The organism is Pseudomonas sp. BN411 (assembly GCF_029871235.1).
Taxonomy (GTDB): domain Bacteria; phylum Pseudomonadota; class Gammaproteobacteria; order Pseudomonadales; family Pseudomonadaceae; genus Metapseudomonas.
Map to the genome: position 1 here is coordinate 90825 of NZ_SSOM01000065.1, position 22706 is coordinate 113530.

At 65.1% G+C, this 22706-nt stretch carries 19 protein-coding genes; 13 read left to right on the top strand and 6 right to left on the bottom strand.

Translation table 11 applies throughout. The annotated features are described in order from the left end of the window. The first annotated feature begins 84 nt into the window (after nt 1–84). Complete coding sequence (locus E8F06_RS10650; RefSeq protein ID WP_280366824.1) at nt 85–1803, top strand: aryl-sulfate sulfotransferase; 1719 nt, start codon at nt 85–87, stop codon at nt 1801–1803. Between the two features lie 207 nt (nt 1804–2010). Here E8F06_RS10650 and trmA read toward each other — a convergent pair whose 3' ends face one another. Then, a complete protein-coding gene (gene trmA, locus E8F06_RS10655) occupies nt 2011–3108 on the bottom strand; it encodes a tRNA (uridine(54)-C5)-methyltransferase TrmA (RefSeq protein WP_280366826.1) in 1098 nt (365 codons plus the stop codon). After that, nucleotides 3108–4400 carry an NCS2 family permease gene (locus tag E8F06_RS10660; protein ID WP_280366828.1) on the bottom strand — a complete coding sequence of 431 codons (1293 nt, stop codon included), beginning with the start codon at nt 4398–4400 and terminating at the stop codon, nt 3108–3110. The genes trmA and E8F06_RS10660 overlap by 1 nt, the downstream gene beginning before the upstream one ends. A gap of 195 nt (nt 4401–4595) precedes the next feature. Here E8F06_RS10660 and E8F06_RS10665 point away from each other — a divergent pair, with 195 nt between their 5' ends. After that, a complete protein-coding gene (locus E8F06_RS10665) occupies nt 4596–5162 on the top strand; it encodes a DJ-1 family glyoxalase III (RefSeq protein ID WP_280366830.1) in 567 nt (188 codons plus the stop codon). Nucleotides 5163–5306: 144 nt separating this feature from the next. Here E8F06_RS10665 and E8F06_RS10670 read toward each other — a convergent pair whose 3' ends face one another. Next, the gene (locus E8F06_RS10670) at nt 5307–6515 is read right to left on the bottom strand and encodes an MFS transporter (protein WP_280366832.1); all 1209 of its coding nucleotides are present in this window, start codon (nt 6513–6515) and stop codon (nt 5307–5309) included. A 430-nt stretch (nt 6516–6945) separates the two neighbouring features. Between E8F06_RS10670 and E8F06_RS10675 the strand changes: the two genes are divergently transcribed. From E8F06_RS10675 to E8F06_RS10710, 8 genes are all read left to right on the top strand, one after another. Beyond that, nucleotides 6946–9774 carry a xanthine dehydrogenase family protein molybdopterin-binding subunit gene (locus E8F06_RS10675; protein ID WP_280366834.1) on the top strand — a complete coding sequence of 943 codons (2829 nt, stop codon included), beginning with the start codon at nt 6946–6948 and terminating at the stop codon, nt 9772–9774. Next, nucleotides 9767–10306 carry a 2Fe-2S iron-sulfur cluster-binding protein gene (locus E8F06_RS10680; protein ID WP_280366837.1) on the top strand — a complete coding sequence of 180 codons (540 nt, stop codon included), beginning with the start codon at nt 9767–9769 and terminating at the stop codon, nt 10304–10306. The genes E8F06_RS10675 and E8F06_RS10680 overlap by 8 nt, the downstream gene beginning before the upstream one ends. A gap of 2 nt (nt 10307–10308) precedes the next feature. After that, a complete protein-coding gene (locus E8F06_RS10685) occupies nt 10309–11529 on the top strand; it encodes a cytochrome c (RefSeq protein WP_280366839.1) in 1221 nt (406 codons plus the stop codon). 15 nt (nt 11530–11544) lie between these two features. Next, the gene (locus E8F06_RS10690; RefSeq protein ID WP_280366842.1) at nt 11545–12516 is read left to right on the top strand and encodes an XdhC family protein; all 972 of its coding nucleotides are present in this window, start codon (nt 11545–11547) and stop codon (nt 12514–12516) included. Nucleotides 12517–12674: 158 nt separating this feature from the next. Further along, the gene (locus E8F06_RS10695) at nt 12675–13244 is read left to right on the top strand and encodes a nucleotidyltransferase family protein (RefSeq protein ID WP_280366844.1); all 570 of its coding nucleotides are present in this window, start codon (nt 12675–12677) and stop codon (nt 13242–13244) included. Between the two features lie 347 nt (nt 13245–13591). Continuing rightward, the gene (locus E8F06_RS10700) at nt 13592–15028 is read left to right on the top strand and encodes a cytochrome ubiquinol oxidase subunit I (protein ID WP_280366846.1); all 1437 of its coding nucleotides are present in this window, start codon (nt 13592–13594) and stop codon (nt 15026–15028) included. Nucleotides 15029–15030: 2 nt separating this feature from the next. Continuing rightward, nucleotides 15031–16038 (top strand): cytochrome d ubiquinol oxidase subunit II, encoded by a 1008-nt coding sequence (gene cydB, locus E8F06_RS10705; RefSeq protein WP_280366849.1) that lies wholly within the window; start codon nt 15031–15033, stop codon nt 16036–16038. A 10-nt stretch (nt 16039–16048) separates the two neighbouring features. Further along, nucleotides 16049–16189, top strand: coding sequence for a DUF2474 domain-containing protein (locus tag E8F06_RS10710; protein WP_190826909.1), 141 nt, complete (start codon nt 16049–16051; stop codon nt 16187–16189). 138 nt (nt 16190–16327) lie between these two features. On the opposite strand, the gene E8F06_RS10715 is transcribed toward E8F06_RS10710, so the two are convergent. Then, nucleotides 16328–17452, bottom strand: coding sequence for a class I SAM-dependent methyltransferase (locus tag E8F06_RS10715; RefSeq protein WP_280366853.1), 1125 nt, complete (start codon nt 17450–17452; stop codon nt 16328–16330). 83 nt (nt 17453–17535) lie between these two features. On the opposite strand from E8F06_RS10715, the gene E8F06_RS10720 reads away from it, so the two are divergent. Continuing rightward, entirely contained in the window at nt 17536–18312 is a 777-nt protein-coding gene (locus tag E8F06_RS10720) for a ferredoxin--NADP reductase (RefSeq protein ID WP_280366855.1), read from the top strand. Between the two features lie 130 nt (nt 18313–18442). On the opposite strand, the gene E8F06_RS10725 is transcribed toward E8F06_RS10720, so the two are convergent. Together E8F06_RS10725 and ccoN are read right to left on the bottom strand one after the other, a co-directional pair. Continuing rightward, complete coding sequence (locus tag E8F06_RS10725; RefSeq protein ID WP_280366857.1) at nt 18443–18688, bottom strand: cbb3-type cytochrome c oxidase subunit 3; 246 nt, start codon at nt 18686–18688, stop codon at nt 18443–18445. Then, nucleotides 18681–20117 (bottom strand): cytochrome-c oxidase, cbb3-type subunit I, encoded by a 1437-nt coding sequence (gene ccoN, locus E8F06_RS10730; RefSeq protein WP_280366859.1) that lies wholly within the window; start codon nt 20115–20117, stop codon nt 18681–18683. The genes E8F06_RS10725 and ccoN overlap by 8 nt, the downstream gene beginning before the upstream one ends. A 307-nt stretch (nt 20118–20424) precedes the next feature. On the opposite strand from ccoN, the gene E8F06_RS10735 reads away from it, so the two are divergent. Beyond that, the gene (locus E8F06_RS10735; RefSeq protein ID WP_280366861.1) at nt 20425–22095 is read left to right on the top strand and encodes a nitrite/sulfite reductase; all 1671 of its coding nucleotides are present in this window, start codon (nt 20425–20427) and stop codon (nt 22093–22095) included. Beyond that, nucleotides 22092–22574 (top strand): DUF934 domain-containing protein, encoded by a 483-nt coding sequence (locus E8F06_RS10740; protein WP_280366863.1) that lies wholly within the window; start codon nt 22092–22094, stop codon nt 22572–22574. The genes E8F06_RS10735 and E8F06_RS10740 overlap by 4 nt, the downstream gene beginning before the upstream one ends. The last annotated feature ends 132 nt before the right edge of the window (nt 22575–22706 follow it).

Consider the following 22706-nt stretch of genomic DNA (forward strand, 5'->3'; position numbering starts at 1 on the left):
TATTTCGAATTTTTAGAAATAAAAAATTGCCTTTATAAGAGCGAGAACGACACCTCATCTCGCCCTGAAAAAGGACTTTTCCCGATGAACGCCAAGACCGAAACCCCTGATCTTCCCGAAGGCGCCTGCATCACTGCCAAGGTGCCGGAGCGCGGCACCGCCCTGCTCGGCGACGTGGTGGTCAACCCCTACAAGCTGGCGCCGCTGACCGCGATCATCCGCGACGGTGGCCAGGCCATCAGCGCCGCCCACGTCCGTGTGCTGGGCAAAGGCGAGCGTGGCGTGGACATCGCCTACGAAGTCTCTGACCGCTCCCTCTGGACCTACGGCGGTATCCCGGTGTTCGGCCTCTACCCGGACCACGTCAACCAGGTGGAGGTGACCTACAAGCTCGATGGCGAGCGCATTCGCGAGCGCTATCAGGTCTACGCCCCGGCGGTGCGCCTGCCGGTGGTTGCCAACCAGACCGCCGCGCTGCCGCTGGTGGAGCCGATCAAGGTGGCGCCCGGCTTCGAGCATCGCCTGTACCTGTTCAACCACCTGCTCGGCGAGATTCCCGGCGGCCGCGCCTTCAAATGGAACGCCCTGGGCGGTGCCGCGGAGTGGGACCAGGTGGGCAACAACTGGATCTCCGACAGCAACGGTGATGTGCGCTGGTACCTGGATATCGAGCAGATCCACGATTCCGGTCGCCGGGACGGCCTGGGCGGCACCATGGGCTTCCAGCAGACCCGCGACGGCAAGCTGATCTGGGGCCAGGGCCAGACCTATTCCAAGTACGACCTGCTGGGTCGCCGCGTGTGGCAACGCGCCCTGCCGGACAAGTTCGCCGACTTCTCCCACGAGATCCGCGAGACCCCCAACGGCACTTACCTGCTGCGCGTCGGCACCAGCGACTACCGCCGCCCGGATGGCAAGCGCGTGCGCTCCATCCGCGACCACATTATCGAGGTGAACGAAGCTGGCGACGTGCTGGACTTCTGGGACCTGAACCAGATCCTCGACCCCTATCGCGGCGAGCTGCTGGAAACTCTTGGCAAGGCCGCTCTCCAGCTACCGGAAGGCGTGCAGAAGCAGGACAGCACCGCTGCCAACGAGCTGCTGGAAGGCGACCTGCCGTTCGGCGACACCCCCGGCGTCGGCACCGGCCGCAACTGGGCCCACGTCAACGCCATCGACTACGACGCCAGCGACGACAGCATCATCATCTCCGCCCGACACCAGGGCGTGGTGAAGATCGGTCGCAACAAGGAGGTGAAATGGATTCTCGCCTCGCCCCAGGGCTGGCCGGAGCGCCTCAAGTCCAAGGTGCTGACCCCGGTGAATGCCAAGGGTGAAGCGCTCGCGGAGGAGGGCGGACTCTACGCTGAAGGCTTCGACTGGTCCTGGACCCAGCACACTGCCTGGCTCACCGGCAAAGGCACGTTGAGCGTGTTCGACAACGGCTGGGGCCGCAACTTCGCGCCGACCAAGCTGGCCGGCAACTACAGCCGCGCGGTGGAGTACCGCATCGACGAGGCGAAGGGTACGGTCGAGCAGGTCTGGGAATACGGCAAGGAACGCGGGGACGAGTGGTACAGCCCGGTGACTTCGGTCGTCGAATACCGCGCCGACAAGGACACCCAGTTCATCTACTCGGCTTCGGTGGGCTTCCTCACCCCGGAAAAACTCACCACCACCGTGCTCAACGAAGTGAAGTACGGCACCCAAGAGGTACAGGTGGAGCTCAAAGTGAGCAGCCGCCAGCCGGGTAGCGTGGGCTATCGAGCGCTGGTGATCGATCTGGCGCGTGCCTTCTCGTAGGCAAGCGCTCTTGTAGGTTGGTGCAGAGCGCAGCGAAGCCCAACGATGCCGGGGGGAGCATCGAGCGAGGCTTGGCTACCCTCTCCCCCGGCCCCTCTCCCGAAGGGCGAGGGGTGACTCACGCCGGTCAGTCCCAGCGCGGACCGCCCCCTCTCCCTCTGGGAGAGGGTTGGGGTGAGGGTGTTCGATTCCGCTCCGGACCCCAACCTACGAGCGCCGCTCCAGCAGCACACCCGATTCCATGTGGTGCGTATAGGGGAACTGGTCGAACAGCGCGCAGCGCACCACTTTGTGGGTGTCGCTGAGCTGCTGGATGTTCGCGGCCAGGGTCTCCGGGTTGCAGGAGATGTAGAGGATGCGGTCGAAGCGGCGGGTCAGTTCGCAGGTGTCCGGGTCCATACCAGCACGCGGCGGGTCGACGAAGACGTTGCCGAACTCATAGCCCTTGAGGTCGATGCCGGCCAGGCGGCGGAACGGGCGAACCTCGTTCAGCGCCTCGGTCAGCTCCTCGGCGGACAGGCGCACCAGGGTGACGTTATCCACAGCGTTGTCGGCCAGGTTGGCCAGGGCGGCGTTCACCGAGGTCTTGCTGATCTCGGTGGCCAGCACCTTGCGCACGCGGGTGGCCAGGGGCAGGGTGAAGTTGCCGTTGCCGCAGTAAAGCTCCAGCAGGTCGTCCTGGCGCTCGCCCAGTACATCGAAGGCCCAGCCCAGCATCTTCTGGTTCACCTCGCCGTTGGGCTGGGTGAAGGCACCCTCCGGCTGGCGATAGCGGAACATGCGGTCGGCGACGGTCAGCTCTTCCTCGACATAGTCGCGGCCGATGACGATGCGCTTGCCCTTGGAACGGCCCACCAGGCTCACGCCAAGGTCTGCGGCGAGCTTTTCGGCTTCCGCTTGCCAGGCCTCGTCCAGCGGGCGGTGGTAGCAGAGGGTGATCAGCGCATCGCCGGCCAGGGTGGTGAGGAACTCCACCTGGAACAGCTTGAACGACAGCACCTGGCTTGCCTGCCAACCCGCCTTGAGGCGCGGCATCAACTCGTTGATGCGGCGGCTGGCGATGGGGAAGTCCTCGATCAGGATCGGCGTGAACTTGTCGCCGGCTTCGAACATCGCGTAGTGGCGAGTCTCGTTGCCGGTTTCGCGCCACAGGCGGAACTCGGCGCGAAGGCGGTAATGCTCGCGGGGGGACTCGAAGACTTCCGGTTCCGGGGCGTCGAAGGGCGCCAGCAGCGCCTTGAGGCGCTGCGTCTTCTCGGTGAGCTGGGCGGCGTAGGCCGCCGGGTCGAACTGGGGACGACTCATCAGTGGAAGAAACCCATCTTGATAACGAAGAGCACGGCCAGGATCACCAGCGCCGGGCTGAGCTCCTTGTAGCGGCCAGCCAGGGTCTTGATCGCGGCCCAGGCGATGAAGCCGAAGGCGATGCCGTCGGCGATGGAATAGGTGAACGGCATGGCCAGGGCGGTGATCAGCACCGGTGCGGCGGTGGTCAGGTCGTGCCAGTCGATCTCGGCGAGGCCCGAGGCCATCAGCACGGCGACAAAGAACAGCGCCGGCGCGGTGGCGAAGGCCGGCACGCTACCCGCCAGCGGCGAGAGGAACAGGGCCAGCAGGAACAGCACGGCAACCACCAGGGCGGTGAGGCCGGTGCGGCCGCCGGCGCTGACGCCCGCAGCGGACTCGATGTAGCTGGTGGTGGTGGAGGTGCCCAGCAGGGAACCGCCCATGGCCGCGGTGGAGTCGGCGATCAGGGCGCGGCCCATCTTCGGCATGTAGCCGTCGGCGCGCATCAGGCCGGCCTTCTTGGCCACGGCAATGAGGGTGCCGGAGTTGTCGAACAGATCGACGAAGAGGAAGGCGAAGATCACGCTCACCAGGCCGATTTCCAGGGCACCGGCGATGTCCAGCTGGAGGAAGGTCGGCGCCAGCGACGGCGGCATGGAGAAGATGCCGCCGAACTGGGAAACGCCCAGTGCGATGCCGGCGATGGTCACGGCGAGGATGCCGATCAGCACGGCGCCGGTCACCTTGCGCGCTTCGAGGGCGACGATCAGGAAGAAGCCGAGCACGGCGAGGATCGGCTCGGGCTTGGTCAGGTCACCGACCGTCACCATGGTCACCGGGTGGGCGGCGACGATGCCGGCTTTCTGCAGGGCGATCAGTCCGAGGAACAGGCCGATGCCGGCGGCGATGGCCGAGCGCAGCTCCAGTGGGATGCTGTTGATGATCCACTCGCGGATCTTGAAGATCGACAACAGGAAGAACATGCAGGCGGAGAGGAACACCGCGCCCAGGGCCACCTGCCAGGTGTGCCCCATCTGCAGCACCACGGTGTAGGTGAAGAAGGCGTTCAGCCCCATGCCGGGAGCCAGGGCGATGGGGTAGTTGGCGATCAGCGCCATGACGGTCGAACCGATGGCGGCAGCCAGGCAGGTGGCGACGAACACCGCGCCCTTGTCCATGCCGGTTTCACCGAGGATGGCCGGGTTGACGAAAAGGATGTAGGCCATCGTCAGGAAGGTCGTCAGACCCGCCAGGATCTCGGTACGCACATTGGTGTCGTGCGCCTTGAGTTGGAATAGCTTTTCCAGCATGTGTGAGCTCCCCGTGACGCAGTGCGTCGTTGTCATTCAGCTGGCGAAAAGAAAAGCACAAATGCACGGCGCGCGCGGGCGCCATGGACTTTTCTCTGCCAGTCTGGAAAAAGGCGCGCATCATACCAGCTCACCTGGGAGCGGTGAATTTGTGACCGGACGGACAGCTTCGGTTTCCAGGAACAGGAGAATGCCATGCACACCCAACCCCAACTCCAGGCCCTGATCGCCGTTGCTGAAGGCGTGGAGGACCTGGAGACCGTGACGCTCATCGACGTGCTGCGGCGCGCCGAAATCAAGACGGTGGTGGCCAGCATCGAAACCCGCCGCATGATCACCTTGGCTCGTGGCACCCGCCTGACTGCTGACACCATGTTGCTGGACGTGCTGGCCCAGGACTACGACCTGATCGTGCTACCCGGCGGCATGCCCGGTGCACAGCGCCTGGGCGAACATGAACCGCTGGGCGAAAAGGTCCGCGAACAGGCCAAGGCCGGCCGCTTCTTCGCCGCCATCTGCGCATCCCCGGCCATGGCCCTGCAGCCCTTCGGCGTACTGCGCCAGCGCCGCATGACCTGCTACCCGACCTTCAGCGACCGCCTTTCCGGCTGCACCTTTGTCGACCAGCCGGTGGTGGTGGACGGCAATTGCATCACGGCCCAGGGGCCGGGCAACGCACTGGCTTTTGCCCTGACTCTGGTGGAGCAGCTGTGCGGCAAGGGCAAACGCAATGAAATCGCCAAGGCGATGTTGGTGCCCTGACGGCGGACTCCTAGGGGCTTTCCTGTGGGGGCGAATTCATTCGCTAGGCAGGACGAAGTCCTGCTCCACGGATGTTGAGGGGGGCAGCTGCGCTGCCCATAGCGAATGAATTCGCCCCCACAAGGAAACGCACCCGGGATGGACTCAGTGCAGCTTGTCCCGCTTGGCCAGGCTCGGGAACAGCTTCATCCACAGCCCGGTCACGATCAGCGTGCCCACGCCGCCCATGACCACTGCCGGAACCGTGCCGAACCAGGCCGCGGTGACGCCGGACTCGAACTCGCCCAACTGGTTGGAAGCGCCGATGAACAGGCCGTTCACCGCGCTGACCCGGCCGCGCATCTCGTCCGGGGTGTGCAGCTGCACGAAGGCACCACGGATCACCATGCTGATCATGTCGGCCGCGCCTAGCACTGCCAGAACCGCCAGGGAGAACCAGAAGGAGGTGGACAGGCCGAAGGCGATGGTCGCCACGCCGAATATGCCCACCGAGGTGAACATGATCCGCCCGACATTGCGCTCGATGGGGAAGCGCGCCAGCCAGAATGACATCAGCAAGGCGCCAACCGCCGGGGCCGAGCGCAGCAGGCCGAGGCCCCAGGGGCCGGTGAGCAGGATGTCCTTGGCGAACACCGGAAGCAGGGCAGTGGCGCCACCCAGCAGCACGGCGAAGAGATCCAGGGAGATGGCGCCGAGAATGTCCGGGCGGCTGCGGATGAAGCGGATGCCCGCTAGCAGGTTTTCCAAATTGGCCGGGGCCTTGTTCGCCTGTTGCTGGTTGCTGGAGAGGCCCAGCATCAGGACACAGGCGGCGATATAGAGGATGGCCGTCGGTCCATACACCCACAGGCTGCCGAAGGCATACAGCAGACCGCCCAGGGCCGGCGCGACGATGGTGGCCGCCTGCATGGCCGAGGCCGAAGCAGCCACCGCGCGGGGAAAGAGTTCCTTGGGCACCACGTTGGGCAGCAGCGCCTGGGTGGCCGGCATCTCGAAGGCGCGCGCGGCACCAAGGACGAAGGCCATGAGGAAGATCAGTTCGCGGCTGGCGCTGTCGGTGGCACTGGCAAATACCAATACGCCGGCCACCAGGGCCTGTAGCACCTGGCAGATGGCGGCGACGCGGCGGCGGTCGAAGCGGTCGGCCACATGCCCGGTGTGCAGCATGAACAACACGCGCGGCAGGAACTCCACCAGGCCTACCAGACCCAGGTCGAGCACGTTGCCGGTGAGTTCATAGATGTGCCAGCCGATGGCGACCGTGATCATCTGGAAGCCGCTGGCCGTGCACACGCGCGCGAACCAGAAAGCCAGGAAGGGGCGGTGATGGCGTAGGAGAGGGGTCTGGGACATATCCGAAAATGCTTTCCAGGCTGTTGAAAAACTACCTGCGTTGCCGATACGGCGTTAAAAACGGCCTCAGAATGCTCATTTACAACTCGTAAACTCCGCTTCTTCGGCCGTTTTTGCCTTGTCTCGGCTGCCTCGCCTACGTTTTTCAACAACCTGTTAGGTTGCTATCGATGTCGCAGCCTAGCATGCAGCTGAAACATGCGGTTGCATTTGGCGAACAAAGCGTTCGAACAGCGAGTCCCTCGTCAGAATTTTCTGACCCGTAAGACAATTTTTCTTTGTCTGCGTCAGGCTTTTCGTTAAGATTTGACCTCCGAGTCAGGTAAACCCCACCGACTATTCTTATTGCGGCCCTTTCCCAAGGAAGGGCCGACAACCGTTTATTGCACAAAAATTGGGTTCGGCTTCGGCCGACCCAGGAGAAACGGGCATGTCCACTCCTGAACTATCCCGCCGCGCCTTCCTGCAAGGCAGCGTCGTCGCCGGTATCGGCATCACTCTCGCGCCGCTCGGCAGCAAGGCCTTCGCCGCTCTGTTCGAAGAACAGGTCACCCGTGGCCCCGAGCCCTGGCACACCGCTGGTGGCCAGGCCCGTGGGCGGATCGATGGTGTCAGCAAGGTCTGCGGCGGCAAGGTGTTCGCCCGCGACATCCGCGCCAAGGACATGCCTGGTTGGCCGCAACAGCAGGGCCACGCGCTGCTGATCAAGGCCACCCGTGCCGACCACCTGTACCAGGGCATCGACCTGTCGATGCTGGGGGATGAGCTGAAGCCCGACCGCGTGGTGACCGCCGCGGACCTGGCGCGGGACGGCATCGCCTTCCCCGAAGGCCACAGCCCGGACCCCTTCCTGCCGGAAGGCCAGGTGCCCATGTTCATCGGCCACCCGGTGGCGCTGCTGATCTGGAAGGACTTCGACCGCTATCGCCGGGCGAAGAACATCCTCAAGTTCAACGAGAAAGTGGTGCGCTACGGTGCCCAGGCGCCGCTGTACCAGCGCGACCCCTACGGCAGCTTCCGCTTCGTGCGCGTTGGCGGCGCCACGCCGTTCGAGCCGGACGCCTTCTCCAGCCTGAAGGACAGCATGCTGTTCCCGCTGATCCGCGAGCGCAAACCCACCTGGGGTGCCGGCAACCCGACGGGCGACCTGACCGCCCAGGGCATCTACCACGCCGAGCAGATGCAGTCGAAACTGGCCAATCCGCCGGAAGGCTGGATGGTCTTCGATGAGCGCTTCAAGACTCAGTCCATCGAGCCCGCCGCCCTGGAAGCGGACAACGGTAACGGCTGGTACGACCCGGCCACTGGCACCCTGCATTTCGTCGTGGCCACCCAGTGCCCCTTCGAAGTGGCCGAGCAGACCGCACACATGCTGGCGCCGTCGCGCTTCAAGGTGACGAAGCTGAACATGCACCCCGGCTACACCGTGGGTTACGGCTCCAAGGACAACAACATCTTCGTCTTCTACGCCGCCCTGGCCGCCATGTACGGCGACGGCGTACCGGTGCGCCTGGCCAATGACCGCTACGAGCAGTTCCAGAGCGGCATCAAGCGCCACCCCTTCGATATGCACTACCAGTTGGCGGTGAAGAAGGACGACCTGTCGTTCCAGATCTTCCGTGCTCACATGGATGTCGACGGTGGCGGCCGCATCAACTACAGCCCCTCGGTAGCTGCCGTGGGTGCCACCGCCGCGCAGTCGATCTACTACCTGCCGCAGAGCGACCTGGCCGCCACCGCCTACCACTCCCGTGGCGTCGAAGCCGGCTCCATGCGTGGCTACGGCACCCTGCAGACCATGGCCGCCACCGAGATGATGGTGGACGAAGTGGCCCAGCGCCTGGGCGTCGACCCCATCGAGCTGCGCCGCAAGAACGTCTTCAAGTCCGGCATGAAGAACACCCAGGGCGCCATTCCCGCCGGTGCCCTGCGCCTGGAGGAAATCCTCGACAAGGCCGCCCAGCACGACGTCTGGAAGAACCGCGATGCGCGTAAGCGCGAAGCAGAGGCGAAGGACCCGGACAACTACTACGGCGTTGGCTTCGCCATCTGCCAGAAGGACTTCGGCACCGGCTCCGAAGCGCCCATGGCGAGCGTGGAGTTCACTGCCGACGGCCGCGTGACGCTGCGCCAGATCGCCATCGACATGGGCACCGGCATGGCCACCTCCCAGGCCCTGCTGGTGGCCGACTATCTGGGTCGCCCGGCGCATGACATCCGCACGGGCGTCACCGAGTGGTCCGAACTGGCTCTGTCCACCAGCGGCAACCCCTACCTGATCAGCCAGTCCGAGCAGGACGCCGCGCTGAAGAACCCGCGTTGGGTCGGCAAGCTGGCGTCGCCGTCCTCGGCAACCAACTCGGCCTACTACTCCGGCCACGGCACCCGTGAAGCCGCGCGCATCCTCTTCAACCACGGCCTGTGGCCGGCGGCACTGGCCATCTGGGGCCGCGGCGAGTTCGGCGGCATGGCCAACCCGTACGTCGTGCGCCGCGAGGACGCCAACTGGGTCGAAGGCAAACTCACCGCCAACGGCCTGCCGCCGATCCCCTTCGAGCTGCTGGCGCACAAGGCCCATGAGCTGGGTCTGGTCACCGGCGTCAGCGTCCACGGTTTCAACCGCTGGGCCTGGGCCGAGGGCGAGTTCGAGATCGACGGCAAGCGCGACACCTTCCCGCTGGACGCGGTAGCCGTGAAATACGGCGACGGCGCGCCCAAGGAGAAGAAGGCGAAGATGACCAGCCACGGTTTCCACCTGCTGGATCGCACCGCCATCACCTATCCGCCGACCCAGCTGAACAACGCCATGGTCACCTACTACAGCCCGGTCGCCACCCTGGTCGAGGTGAAGGTGAACAAGGGCAGCGGCGAGGCGCGGGTGATCAACCACCATTCCTGGCTGGAGTGCGGCCGGGTCATCGTGCCGGAACTGGTTCGCGGCCAGCTCGAAGGTGGTATCGCCATGGGCATCGGCCACGCGCTGCTGGAAGAAATGCCGCTGTACGAGGGCGGTCCCGGCGAAGGCACCTGGAACTTCAACCGTTACCAGCTGCCCCGCGCCAAGGACTGCGCAGTCTGGACACAGACCGCTGAAATCCTACCGCCGTTGTCGCCCAGCGACCCGGCCAAGGGCATTGCCGAAGTGGTGATGATCCCCGTGGTCGGCGCCATCGTGAACGCCGTGGCCCACGCCACCGGCAAGCGCCTGCGCGACCTTCCCCTGACCCCGGCCCGCATCAAGGAGGCCCTCCATGGCTAAGCGCGCCCTCAGCATGACCCTCAACGGCCAGGCCGTCGGTCCCATCACCGTGGACGACGACCTGATGATGATCGAGTTCCTCCACGAATACCTGAACCTCACCGGTTCGCGCCTGGGCTGCGGCCAGGGCGTCTGCCATGCCTGCGTGGCGATCCTCGACAAGCCGGACGGCACCAGCGAGGAAATCCGCACCTGCATCACCGGCGCGCACTTCTTCGACGGCAAGAAGGTGCGTACTGTCGAAGGCCACGCCAAGCGCGATGAAAAGGGCGAAGTGACCGGGCTGAACCCGATCCAGCAGAAGTTCATCGACCAGTTCGCCTTCCAGTGCAGCTACTGCACCCCCGGCTACGTCAACGCCGCCACCGTGCTGGTGGAAAAGCTCCAGCGCCAGCCGGTCAAGCGCAGCGAACTGGAAGGGGAGATCGAGCACGCCCTGGGTAACCACATCTGCCGCTGCACCGGCTATGTCCGCTACTACAACGCCGCGCGCGAAGTGGTGGAAGGCCTCGGCCTGGTCAAGGAGGGTTGAGGATGCGCTCGCTTATCCTCGCGGCACTGCTGCTGCCCCTGGCCGCCCAGGCCGCTGAACAACCGGCGGACAAGGCGCTGATCGAGCGTGGCAAGTACCTGGCCCGTGCCGCCGACTGCGTGGCCTGCCACAGCATCGAAGGCGGCGCCGAGTACGCCGGCGGCCTGCCGCTGGTGTCGCCGTTCGGCACCATCTACGGCACCAACATCACCCCGGACAAGGAGCACGGCATCGGCCACTACAGCGCCGATGAGTTCTTCAAGGCGGTGACCCAGGGTGAGCGCAGGGACGGTGGCAAGCTGTACCCGGCCATGCCCTACACCTCCTACCACCTGCTCAAGCGCGAAGACTCCGACGCCATCTATGCGTACCTGATGAGCCTGGAGCCCATCGCCAAGCCGAGCCCGAAGACCGACCTGGCCTTCCCGTTCAACGTGCGCTTCGGCATGACCTTCTGGAACATGCTGTACAAGAACCGCGTGCAGCTCGAAGCGGCCGATGGTAAGGGCGAGGAATGGCAGCGTGGCCAGTACCTGGTGGAAGTGCTCGGCCACTGCGGCGAGTGCCACACCCCGCGCAACGCCGTCGGCGCGCTGCAGCAGGACCTGCGTATGACCGGTGGGGTGATCCTCGGCTACGAGGCCCCCAGCCTGTTGGCCAAGGACCTGGCCGAGCGCGGCTGGACCACCGACGACCTGTCCACCTTCCTCAAGCACGGCATCAGCGACCAGGGCTCGGTGTTCAACGAGATGTACCCGGTGCTGCACCACAGCACTCAGTACCTGCCTCAGGACGACCATCGCGCCATGGCCACCTACCTGTTGGGTGAGCAGGCGCCGGAACCGCGCAAGATCGTTGCCGTGGCCGAGACCCAGCTGGGCGAAAGCGCAGCCCGTGGCCGCCAGCAGTACCTCAACGTCTGCGCCGGCTGTCATGGCGTGGAAGGCGAGGGCGTGCCCCATGTGGCAGTCGCCATGAACGGCAACACAACCCTGCGCCTGGCCGATTCCCGCAACTTGGTTCGGGTGATTGACGACGGCATCCGCGCGCAGCAGTTCACCGGTTTCGAACGGATGCAGCCAATGCCGGGCTTCAGGGATAAACTCGACGACGGCCAGATGCGCGACCTGCTCAACTACCTGCGTCAGACCTGGGGTGGTCTCGACGGTGAGGTGGGTCCCGAGCGGGTGGCGGAATTGCGCAGCGACGCCCCGTCCCACTGATAACGGTATCCCTCGATGCAACACCTCGACCTGCTGGTGGTGCGCAAGGCCCTGGAGTGGTCCGCTTCCGGCCAGCGCGTGTGGCTCTGTACCGTCCTTGCCACGTACGGCTCGGCGCCCCGCGCGCCGGGCTCGCTGCTGGCGGCTACCGCCGATGGGCACTGGATAGGCTCGCTGTCCGGCGGCTGCGTGGAGGATGACTTCCTCGAACGCCTGGCCGCCGGCGCCTTCCCGGAGCCGGTGCAGCTGGTGCGCTATGGCGATGGCAGCGACACCCATTCGTCGATTCGCCTGCCCTGCGGCGGCATCCTCGATGTGCTGGTGGAAAACCTGCCCTCCGATTGCGATGTCCAGGCCCACCTGCGCGAACTGGAAAGCGCCCTGGCGGGCCAGCGCCGGCTGATCCGCGAGGTGTCCGTGCCCGACGGCGCCCGGAGTCTGCTGCCCGACCGCGATCACGGCCCCCGGGTCGAGCGCGAGGACAGGCTGCTGCGCCTGCGCGTCGGTGCTGCCCAGCGGCTGCTGCTGGCGGGGTATTCCACGGTGGCCCAGGTGTGCGCCGAGTTCGGCCAGAGCCTGGGTTTCGAGGTGGTGCTCTGCGACCCGCGTGACGAGGCGCTGCAAGGCGTCGAGCTGCCGGGCGTGGAAATCCGCCGCGAACTGCCCTCGGAGTTCATCCGCCTGGGTGGCTGCCATGCAGACACTGCCGTGGTCGCCCTGACCCACGATCCGAAGATCGACGACCTGGCGATGATCGAAGCGGTGCGCACTGAAGCCTTCTACATCGGCGTGATGGGCTCCATGGCCACCAGCACCAAGCGCATGGAGCGCCTGCGTCGGGTGGGCGGCCTGAACGAGGCGGAAATCGCCCGCATCATTGCCCCCATCGGTCTCAACCTGGGCAGCAAGACCCCGTCCGAAATCGCCCTGGCGGTGCTCGCGGATATCCTGCGGGTGCGCAATGGGATTGCGCGGGAAAGGGTTTGAGTCGCGCTAGCAGGCTCTGCTTTTCCGTTGTGGGGGCGAATTCATTCGCTTTGGGCAGCTATGCTGCCCCCTTTGGCTTTGCAGGGCAGACCTGCGGTCCGCATAGCGAATGAATTCGCCCCCACAGTGTTCGTGCCCTAGCTGAACGGAGTCGCTGCATGCCCACCGTCCCCGCCCTGATCCTCGCCGCCGGCTTCGGCACTCGCTTTGGCAGTGACAAGCGCCGCGCCACTCTGGTTAATGGCCGCACCCTGCTGGCAGCCAGCCTGGAGCGGGCCCAGGCGGTGTTCGACGAGGTGCATGTGGTGCTGCGCCCGGAGGACGACCCGGCGGCGTTGGGGCTGCCGGAAGGCTGCAACATCATCCTCTGCGAAGACGCCGGCCAGGGCATGGGCCATAGCCTGGCGGCCGGAGCGCGGGCACTGGCTGCTGGGGAAGGGGAGGCCATCGCCGTGCTGCTGGGCGACATGCCCTGGATCGCCGAGTCCAGCCTGTGCGCCCTGATTGCCAAGGCGGCGCCGAGCCGCATCGTCTTCCCTGTTCATCACGATGAACGTGGGCACCCTGTGCTCTTCGGCCGGGAGTTCTGGCCCGAGCTGCAGCAATTGACTGGCGACGAAGGCGCGCGCCGGGTTCTGCGCGCCCATGCTGCCGCCTGGATAGCGGTGGGCGTCGACGATCCGGGCGTCCTGCGCGATGTGGACAGCCCCGAGGCTCTCGAACCGTAGGTTGCGGCAGAGCGCAGCGAAGCCCAACGATTCCCGGTGAGTCCGCATGTTGGGCTTCGCTTCGCTCAGCGCCAACCTACACAACCCCTGCCCACCTGATGCGGCGCGCAGCCGCGCGGCAACCTGTCGCGCGGCAACGAACCACAGCTTCCAAAATGCCTTGACCGGCTAATCTCTATGCATTGCTTGATCCGCGTCAAAACCCCAGACGCGGGTTTGTGAAGGGCCGACCTGGCCCGCATCCAGTCGCACTCGCCCCCACAAGAACAATTCGGCTCGGCCTGGCTCCAGTACCAAAAGGAGCCGCGCGGGGCCGCACCCGTATCAACCTGATTAGAGGATTCGCCATGTTCGGATTGGAGGCTCTCGATCTCGCCCGAATGCAGTTCGCCTTCACCGTGTCCTTCCACATCATCTTCCCAGCCATCACCATTGGCCTGGCGAGCTACCTCGCCGTGCTGGAAGGGTTGTGGCTGAAGACGGGGCAGGGGGTCTATCGCGACCTCTACCACTTCTGGTCGAAGATCTTCGCCGTCAACTTCGGCATGGGCGTGGTATCCGGCCTGGTCATGGCCTACCAGTTCGGCACCAACTGGAGCGCCTTCTCCGACTTCGCAGGCTCCGTCACAGGGCCCCTGCTGACCTACGAGGTGCTCACCGCCTTCTTCCTCGAAGCCGGCTTCCTCGGCGTGATGCTGTTCGGCTGGAACCGCGTCGGCCCTGGCCTGCACTTCTTCGCCACGGTGATGGTGGCCATCGGCACCATCATCTCCACCTTCTGGATCCTCGCCTCCAACAGCTGGATGCAGACCCCGCAGGGCTTCGAGATCATCGACGGCCGCGTGGTGCCGGTGGACTGGCTGGCGGTGATCTTCAACCCGTCCTTCCCCTACCGCCTGCTGCACATGGCCACCGCCGCCTTCCTCGCCACCGCCTTCTTTGTTGGCGCCTCGGCGGCCTGGCACCTGCTGCGCGGCCGTGACAACCCGGCGATCCGCAAGATGCTCTCCATGGCCATGTGGATGGCGCTGCTGGTGGCCCCGGTACAGGCCTTCATTGGCGACCTGCACGGTCTGAACACCCTCAAGCACCAGCCGGTGAAGATCGCCGCAATGGAAGGCCACTGGGACAACAGCAGTGGTGAGGCTACCCCGCTGATCCTCTTCGGCTGGCCGGACATGGAGCGCGAGGAAACCCGCTTCAAGGTGGAGATTCCCTACCTCGGCAGCATCATCCTGACCCACAGCCTGGACAAACAGGTGCCGGCGCTGAAGGACTTCCCCAAGGAAGACCGCCCCAATTCCACCGTGGTGTTCTGGTCCTTCCGCATCATGGTCGCCCTGGGGATGCTGATGATCCTGGTAGGCGTCTGGAGCCTCTGGCTGCGCTGGCGCGGCGGGCTGTTCCGCTCGCGGCCGTTCCTCTACCTGTGCCTGTGGATGGGGCCGTCCGGATTGATCGCCATCCTGGCCGGCTGGTTCACCACTGAAATGGGCCGCCAACCCTGGGTGGTCTATGGGCTGATGCGCACGGCTGACGCGGTATCCAACCACAGCGTGGCGCAGATGAGCCTGACCCTGGTGAGCTTCGTGGTGGTGTATTTCGTGCTCTTCGGTACGGGGATCGGCTACATGATGCGCCTGGTGCGCAAGGGCCCGGTCACCCATCAAGGCAAGGAACTGGCTGGTGGCCCTGGCCAGCACCGCACCCCTGCACGCCCGCTCTCGGCGACCGAAGAGGGCATGGACGATGACGACAACGCTACAACCCTGCCGAGGACCTGAACATGGGCGTCGACCTTTCTCTGATCTGGGCCATCATCATCATCTTCGGCGTGATGATGTATGTGGTGATGGACGGTTTCGACCTCGGAATCGGCATCCTCTTCCCCTTCGTCAAGGATGACCAAGAGCGCGACGTGATGATGAACACCGTCGCGCCGGTCTGGGACGGCAACGAAACCTGGCTGATCCTGGGCGGCGCCGGCCTGTTCGGTGCCTTCCCGTTGGCCTACTCGGTGGTGCTTTCCGCGCTCTACCTGCCGCTGATCCTGATGCTGCTGGGGCTGATCTTCCGGGGCGTGGCCTTCGAGTTCCGCTTCAAGGCCCGTCCGGCCAAGCGCCACTTGTGGGACAAGGCCTTCATTGGCGGTTCCATCGCCGCCACCTTCTTCCAGGGCGTGGCCCTGGGCGCCTTCATCGAAGGTATTCCGGTGGTGGACCGCGCCTATGCCGGCGGTTCCCTGGACTGGCTCGCACCCTTCCCGCTGTTCTGCGGCCTGGGCCTGATCGCCGCCTACGCGCTGCTGGGCTGCACCTGGCTGATCATGAAGACCGAAGGCCGCCTGCAGCAGCAGATGCACGACCTGGCGCGTCCGCTGGTGCTGGTGCTGCTGGGCATTACCGGTATCGTCAGCATCTGGACCCCGCTGGCCCATGAAGAAATCGCCACGCGCTGGTTCAGCCTGCCCAACCTGTTCTGGTTCATGCCGGTACCGATCCTGGTGCTGATCTGCACCTGGGCGCTGCTGCGCGCGGTGGCCAACAACGCCCACCATGCGCCGTTCGTGCTGACCCTGGTGCTGATCTTCCTCGGCTACAGCGGCCTGGGCATCAGCATCTGGCCCAATGTGATCCCGCCGTCCATTTCCATCTGGGACGCCGCGGCCCCGCCGCAGAGCCAGGGTTTCATGCTGGTGGGCGCGCTGTTCATCATCCCGTTCATCTTGATGTACACCGCGTGGAGCTACTACGTGTTTCGCGGCAAGGTGCGTGTGGAAGATGGCTACCACTAGGAGCACGGCGATGGGCGAATCCGAGAAGAAGCCCCTGTGGCAGCGCCTGGGCTGGCTGGTGGGCATCTGGGCCCTCAGCGTGCTGGCCCTGGGCGCCGTGGCCTACCTGCTGCGGATGTTCATGGCGGCGGCGGGGTTGAGTACGCACTAGGCGTGCTCTCCCATTACTTGTAGGGGCGAATTCATTCGCCAAGCAGGCCGAAGGCCTGCCCTGCAGATTCGATAGGGGCAGCTGCGCTGCCCTTGGCGAATAAATTCGCCCCTACAGGGTTTCAGTGGCCTGGTGCAGCTATTTGCTTGCTTTGAGCACCACGAACTTCGGCGTCGCCGCCACTTGCTCAACCCCGCGGAACAGGCGCTTGAGCTTGGCGTGGTAGCCCAGGTGGCGGTTCCCCACGATCCACAGCTCGCCCCCCTTCACCAGCGCATTGCGCGCTTGCACGAACATGCGCCAGGCGAGGAAGTCGCCCACCACCTGCTGTTGGTGGAAGGGCGGGTTGCATAGCACCAGGTCCAGCGAATCCGACGGCTGTTCGGCCAGGCCGTCGCCGGCACGGATATCCGCCGGGCGTTCGCCCAGGGCTGCGCGCCAGTTTTCCTGCGCCGATTGCACCGCCATGTACGACTCATCCACCAATGTCATCTGTGCCTGCGGGTTGGCCAGGGCGTAGACGATGCCGAGCACGCCATTGCCGCAGCCCAGGTCCGCCGCGCGGACATCCGCCAGGCTGCGCGGCAGGTGCGGGAGAAAGGCGCGGGTGCCGATGTCCAGCCCGTCGCGGCAGAACACGTTGGCGTGATTCACCAGCGTCAGGCGCGGTTGATCCAGCTGGTAGCGCGTGGGGTAGGGCGAGGCGATGGCCGGCTTCTGCTCGGCCGTGGCGATCAGCAGGCGGGCTTTCTTCGCCGCCAGGGAGGGCTGCATCGGGCCGATGTACTTGGCCAGCAGGTCACCGGCGGCGTGGGGCAGGTGCTTGACCATGCCAGCGGCGACCACAGTAGCGCCTGGAGCCAGTTGGCCGTGCAGGCGGATCAGTTGTTCCTCCAGCAGTGCCAGGGTCTTGGGCACGCGGATCAGTACCCGGTCGAACGGACCAATGGCCGCTTCACTGGCAGGCACGAAGCGTACGCCACCGACATCCAGTTCATTGCGCGCCAGATTGCGTTGCAGGGCGATATGACCGAGGTGGGAATCGCCGCTGCTGGTGACCTGGGCGTGGGCGGCGAGGCTGGCCGCCAGCGCACCGAAGCTGTCGTTCAGTACCAGGATGCGTGTATTGGCCGTGATGCCTTGCTCATGGAGGTGATTGAGCAGGTATTCGTCGGCGGCATCGAAGGCCTGCAGCGGGTCATCCTGCTGCTCGGGCTGGCGAACGAGGTCGAGCTGGGCGAAAGACGTAGCAAATATAGGCATAAGAACCGGCGGTGTTTCTGAAGGCCGCTTTGCGAGACACTGGGGCGGTCTTCGAACGAATCGGAAATGAGTGGGAGCGGAGTATGACCGCCAGCGAAGAGAAGTTCACCCGTCAGGCCCTGCTCGAAGTAGAGACCCTGACGCCCAGCCTGTTCACCCTGCGCACCACCCGCGACGCGGGCTACCGCTTCCGCGCTGGCCAGTTTGCCCGACTGGGCGTGACCAAGCCCGACGGCAGCACCGTCTGGCGCGCCTATTCCATGGTGTCGGCGCCCCATGACGAGCATCTGGAGTTCTTTTCCATCGTCGTGCCGGGGGGCGAATTCACCAGTGAGCTGTCACGCCTCGCGGTCGGCGACACCCTGATGGTGGACAAGACGTCCTTTGGCTTCCTCACCCTTGACCGCTTCGTAGATGGCCGCGACCTCTGGCTGCTGGCCACCGGCACCGGCCTGGCTCCCTTCCTGTCGATCCTCCAGGACCTGGAAGTCTGGCAGCGTTTCGAACGCATCATCCTGGTCTACAGCGTGCGCCAGGCCGCCGAACTGGCCTATCAACCGCTGATCGATGACCTGAAAAACCGTGATTACCTGGAAGGCGCGGCCGACAAGCTGCTGTACATCCCCGTGGTGACCCGCGAGGAAGTGCCCGGCGCGCTGCATGGGCGCATCACCACGCTGATCGAGAACGGTGATCTGGAACGCGCCGCCGGCCTTGAACTGATCCCGGAACATAGCCGCGTGATGCTCTGCGGCAACCCGCAGATGATCGACGACACCCGTGCCGTGCTGAAGAAGCGCGACATGAACCTCAGTCTGACCCGCCGGCCGGGGCAGGTGGCGGTGGAGAATTATTGGTGAGGTAGCGGTTGCTCTCGCTTTTCTGTGGGGGCGATTTCAATCGCTAAGCAGACCGCAGGTCTGCCCAACCGTTGAGAGGGGCTGCTGCGCAGCCCTTAGCGAATGAATTCGCCCCCACAGGGTTCGGCCCTCAGGCGTCCATCTCCACCCGGCTCGCACAACCCCCATCACACCGCCCCGGGCAGCCGCACCCCGTGCTGCTGCGTCCAGTGGCGCGCTCCATGCGCCGGGCCACGGGGTCGTCGTCGGCGAAGGGCAGCATGGTGGCTTCTTCGATCTGACGCTGGCTCCTGCCGCCCAGGCAGGCCTGGGTGGCGAGGTAGAAGAAGGTCAGCGCGGCCAGGCTGAGCAGCGCGTAGGCGCCTTCGCTATCCATGGGCCACCGCCTGCGGCACCACTTCGGTGGTACGGGCATCGCCAACGCGAATCGTGCGCCAGGTATTCCAGGCCATCAGCAGCATGCCAGTGACGAAGAAGATGCCGCCCACCATGCGCACCACGAAGCCGGGGTGGCTGGCTTCCAGCGCTTCGACGAAGGAGTAGGTGAGGGTGCCGTCCTCGTTCACCGCACGCCACATCAGGCCCTGGGTGATGCCGTTGACCCACATCGAGGCGATGTAGAGCACGGTGCCGATGGTGGCCAGCCAGAAGTGCGCGTTGATCAGGCCGACGCTGTGCATCTGCGCGCGGCCGTAGAGGCGCGGGATCAGGTGGTACAGCGAGCCGATGGTGATCATCGCCACCCAGCCCAGCGCCCCGGCGTGCACGTGGCCGATGGTCCAGTCGGTGTAGTGGGAGAGGGCGTTGACGGTCTTGATGGCCATCATCGGGCCTTCGAAGGTGCTCATGCCGTAGAAGGCGAGGGACACCACGAGGAAGCGCAGGATCGGGTCGTCGCGCAATTTATGCCAGGCGCCGGACAGGGTCATCATGCCGTTGATCATGCCGCCCCAGGACGGCGCCAGCAGGATGATCGACATCACCATGCCGAGGGATTGGGCCCAGTCGGGCAGGGCGGTGTAGTGCAGGTGGTGCGGGCCGGCCCAGATGTACAGGGTGATCAGCGCCCAGAAGTGCACGATGGACAGCCGGTAGGAATACACCGGGCGCCCGGCCTGCTTGGGGATGAAGTAGTACATCATCCCGAGGAAGCCGGTGGTGAGGAAGAAGCCCACGGCGTTGTGGCCGTACCACCACTGCACCATCGCGTCGGTGGCGCCGGAATAGACCGAGTACGACTTGAACCAGCTCACCGGAATGGCCATGTGGTTGACGATGTGCAGCATCGCGGTGACCACGATGAAGGCGCCGAAGAACCAGTTGCCCACGTAGATGTGCTTGGTCTTGCGCTTCATCACCGTCCCGAAGAACACCACCGCGTAGGCGATCCAGATGATCCCCATCCACACCGCGCCGGTGAATTCCACCTCGGCGTATTCCTTGGTGGTGGTCAGGCCCTGGGGCAGGGTCACCAGCAGGATCACCACCAGCGCCTGCCAGCCCCAGAAGGTGAATGCCGCAAGCCCGCCACCGAACAGCCGCGCCTGGCAGGTGCGTTGCACGGTGTAGTAGCTGGTGGCGAACAGCGCGCTGCCGCCGAAGGCGAAGATCACCAGGTTGGTGTGCAGCGGGCGCAGGCGGCCAAAGCTGGTCCAGGGCAGGTCGAGGTTCAGCGCCGGCCAGACGAGCTGGGCGGCGATGAACACGCCCATGCCCATGCCGACGATGCCCCAGACGAGCGTCATCAGGGCGAACTGGCGAACCACCTTGTAGTCGTAGGTCGGTTCCGGGATTGCGGTGTTCATGTGCGGGCCTTTCGGTTGGGAAGACTGAGCGGCGCCATTCTGGAAATCCCGTGGCTGGGGAAACAGACTCAGATAAAGGCACTTTTTAAAGCTCAGATTGAGAGTGTCCTCCCAAGTGAACCGCTGCTGTCCCTGTAGGAGCGAGCTCTGCTCGCGATCCTGGCCATTCGCGAGCAGAGCTCGCTCCTACGAAAGCTACCTGTCTGGCTGATCTGATATGGTTTTTACTGACATATCTGGCGCTGTTTCCTGCTGCCGGGCGTAGCCATAGTGAAGGCCCCCGCCCGCCTTGCTGGAGCCCGCTTGCATGTACCACTACGACGACTACGACCGCGCCCTGGTGCAGGAGCGCGTGGCGCAATTCCGCGACCAGGTGGCGCGGCGCATCAGCGGCGAGCTGAGCGAGGAAGAGTTCCTGCCGCTGCGCCTGCAGAACGGCCTCTACCTGCAGAAGCACGCCTACATGCTGCGGGTCGCCATTCCCTACGGCACCCTGTCGTCGAACCAGCTGCGTTGCCTGGCGCACATCGCCCGCGCGCACGACCGTGGCTACGGCCACTTCACCACCCGGCAGAACATCCAGTTCAACTGGATCGAACTCGCTGAAGTCCCGGACATCCTGCAGCAGCTGGCCGAGGTGGAAATGCACGCCATTCAGACCTCCGGCAACTGCGTACGCAACATCACCACCGAGGCCTTCGCCGGGGTGGCGGCCGACGAGCTGCTGGACCCGCGCCCGCTGGCGGAAATCCTTCGCCAGTGGTCCACCATCAACCCGGAATTCCTCTTCCTGCCGCGCAAGTTCAAGATCGCCCTCTGCGCCGCCGAGGAAGACCGTGCCGCCGTGCAGATGCACGACATCGGCCTTTACCTGTACCGCGACGACGCTGGCGAAATGCGCCTGCGGGTGATGGTGGGCGGCGGGCTTGGGCGCACGCCGATCCTCAGCCAACAGATCCGCGACGGCCTGCACTGGCGCCACCTGCTGTCCTATGTCGAGGCCATCCTGCGGGTCTACAACCGCCACGGGCGGCGCGACAACAAGTACAAGGCGCGGATCAAGATCCTGGTGAAGGCGCTCGGCATCGACGCGTTCGCCCGCGAGGTGGAAGCCGAGTGGCAGCACCTGAAGGATGGACCCGCCGAATTGACCGAGGACGAGTACCAGCGAGTCGCCGTCAGTTTCGATGCGCCGTCCTATCACCGTCTCGATGACACTGATCTCGGCTTCGGCACTCACCTGGCGCGGGACCCAGCATTCGCCCGCTGGTGCGCGCGCAACCTGCAGCCGCACAAGGTGCCGGGCTACGCCGCTGTGGTGCTGTCCACCAAGCCGGGGCCGGATGCGCCGCCCGGTGACGTCACCGCCGCGCAGATGGAAGCGGTGGCCGACTGGGCCGAGCGTTTCGGCTTCGGTGAAATCCGCATCGCCCACGAACAGAACCTGGTGCTGCCCGACGTGCGCAAGGCGGACCTGCACGCGCTCTGGTTGCTGGCCTGCGAGCGGGGTTTGGCGACCGCCAACATCGGCCTGCTCTCCGACATCATCGCCTGCCCTGGGGGCGACTACTGCTCCCTGGCCAACGCCAAGTCCATCCCCATCGCCCAGGCGATCCAGGCTCGCTTCCCCGATCCGGCGGCGCTCCAGGACCTAGGCGAGCTGAGCCTGAATATCTCCGGCTGCATGAACGCCTGCGGCCACCACCACATCGGCAACATCGGCATCCTTGGCGTGGATAAGGGTGGCAGTGAGTGGTACCAGATCACCCTCGGCGGCGCCCAGGGCATGCAGAGCGAGCTAGGCAAGGTGATCGGCCCGTCGTTCAGTGCCGACGAGGTGCCGGATGTGATCGAAAAGGTGGTGGCGACCTTCCGCGACTACCGCGAGCCGGAGGAGCGCTTCGTCGACACGGTGCGCCGTATCGGTCTGGAACCCTTCAAGGAACGGGTCTACGCCAAGGCGGAGGTGCCGGCATGAACAACCTGATCAGGCTGCTGGACGGCCAGGCCCAATTGATTGAGAGCGACCCCTGGACCCTGGTGCGCGAGACCGGTGACGTCTTGCCGGATGGCCCGCTGATCCTGCCGTTGGCGCTCTGGCGCGAGCGCGATGGTCGTGATGGCCTGCTGCTGCAACCGGATGACGAAGTGGAGCCGCTGGCGCCGCTGCTGTCGGAAGCGCTGCCGCTGATCGCCGTGGAGTTTCCCAGCTTCCGCGACGGCCGTGGCTACAGCCAGGCCTACCTGTTGCGGGTGCGCCTCGGCTGGCGTGGCGAACTGCGCGCAGTGGGGGATGTGCTGCGGGATCAGCTCAGCCACATGCGCCAGTGCGGCTTCGATGCCTTTGCCGTGCGCGAGGACAAATCCGCCGAGGATGCATTGAAGGGACTGGCCGGCGTGAGCGTGTTGTACGGCCGCTCCGTAATAGAGCCGAACCCCTTATTCCGCCGTCGCTGAGAGCCTGTCCGCAACTGGCTGCGCGTCGGAATAGCTGCGTTGGAAATGGCATCGGGCTTGCTCATTTACAACTCGTAAACTCCGCGCCCTCTGCCATTTCCGCCTTGCTCTTCTCTAGCTCGCCCAGCTGCG

Bases quoted from the DNA above. Each gene is read 5' to 3' on its own strand.
- E8F06_RS10650 (WP_280366824.1), top strand. From the start codon at position 85: ATGAACGCCAAGACCGAAACCCCTGATCTTCCCGAAGGCGCCTGCATC.
- trmA (WP_280366826.1), bottom strand. From the start codon at position 3,108: ATGAGTCGTCCCCAGTTCGACCCGGCGGCCTACGCCGCCCAGCTCACC.
- E8F06_RS10660 (WP_280366828.1), bottom strand. From the start codon at position 4,400: ATGCTGGAAAAGCTATTCCAACTCAAGGCGCACGACACCAATGTGCGT.
- E8F06_RS10665 (WP_280366830.1), top strand. From the start codon at position 4,596: ATGCACACCCAACCCCAACTCCAGGCCCTGATCGCCGTTGCTGAAGGC.
- E8F06_RS10670 (WP_280366832.1), bottom strand. From the start codon at position 6,515: ATGTCCCAGACCCCTCTCCTACGCCATCACCGCCCCTTCCTGGCTTTC.
- E8F06_RS10675 (WP_280366834.1), top strand. From the start codon at position 6,946: ATGTCCACTCCTGAACTATCCCGCCGCGCCTTCCTGCAAGGCAGCGTC.
- E8F06_RS10680 (WP_280366837.1), top strand. From the start codon at position 9,767: ATGGCTAAGCGCGCCCTCAGCATGACCCTCAACGGCCAGGCCGTCGGT.
- E8F06_RS10685 (WP_280366839.1), top strand. From the start codon at position 10,309: ATGCGCTCGCTTATCCTCGCGGCACTGCTGCTGCCCCTGGCCGCCCAG.
- E8F06_RS10690 (WP_280366842.1), top strand. From the start codon at position 11,545: ATGCAACACCTCGACCTGCTGGTGGTGCGCAAGGCCCTGGAGTGGTCC.
- E8F06_RS10695 (WP_280366844.1), top strand. From the start codon at position 12,675: ATGCCCACCGTCCCCGCCCTGATCCTCGCCGCCGGCTTCGGCACTCGC.
- E8F06_RS10700 (WP_280366846.1), top strand. From the start codon at position 13,592: ATGTTCGGATTGGAGGCTCTCGATCTCGCCCGAATGCAGTTCGCCTTC.
- cydB (WP_280366849.1), top strand. From the start codon at position 15,031: ATGGGCGTCGACCTTTCTCTGATCTGGGCCATCATCATCATCTTCGGC.
- E8F06_RS10710 (WP_190826909.1), top strand. From the start codon at position 16,049: ATGGGCGAATCCGAGAAGAAGCCCCTGTGGCAGCGCCTGGGCTGGCTG.
- E8F06_RS10715 (WP_280366853.1), bottom strand. From the start codon at position 17,452: ATGCCTATATTTGCTACGTCTTTCGCCCAGCTCGACCTCGTTCGCCAG.
- E8F06_RS10720 (WP_280366855.1), top strand. From the start codon at position 17,536: ATGACCGCCAGCGAAGAGAAGTTCACCCGTCAGGCCCTGCTCGAAGTA.
- E8F06_RS10725 (WP_280366857.1), bottom strand. From the start codon at position 18,688: ATGGATAGCGAAGGCGCCTACGCGCTGCTCAGCCTGGCCGCGCTGACC.
- ccoN (WP_280366859.1), bottom strand. From the start codon at position 20,117: ATGAACACCGCAATCCCGGAACCGACCTACGACTACAAGGTGGTTCGC.
- E8F06_RS10735 (WP_280366861.1), top strand. From the start codon at position 20,425: ATGTACCACTACGACGACTACGACCGCGCCCTGGTGCAGGAGCGCGTG.
- E8F06_RS10740 (WP_280366863.1), top strand. From the start codon at position 22,092: ATGAACAACCTGATCAGGCTGCTGGACGGCCAGGCCCAATTGATTGAG.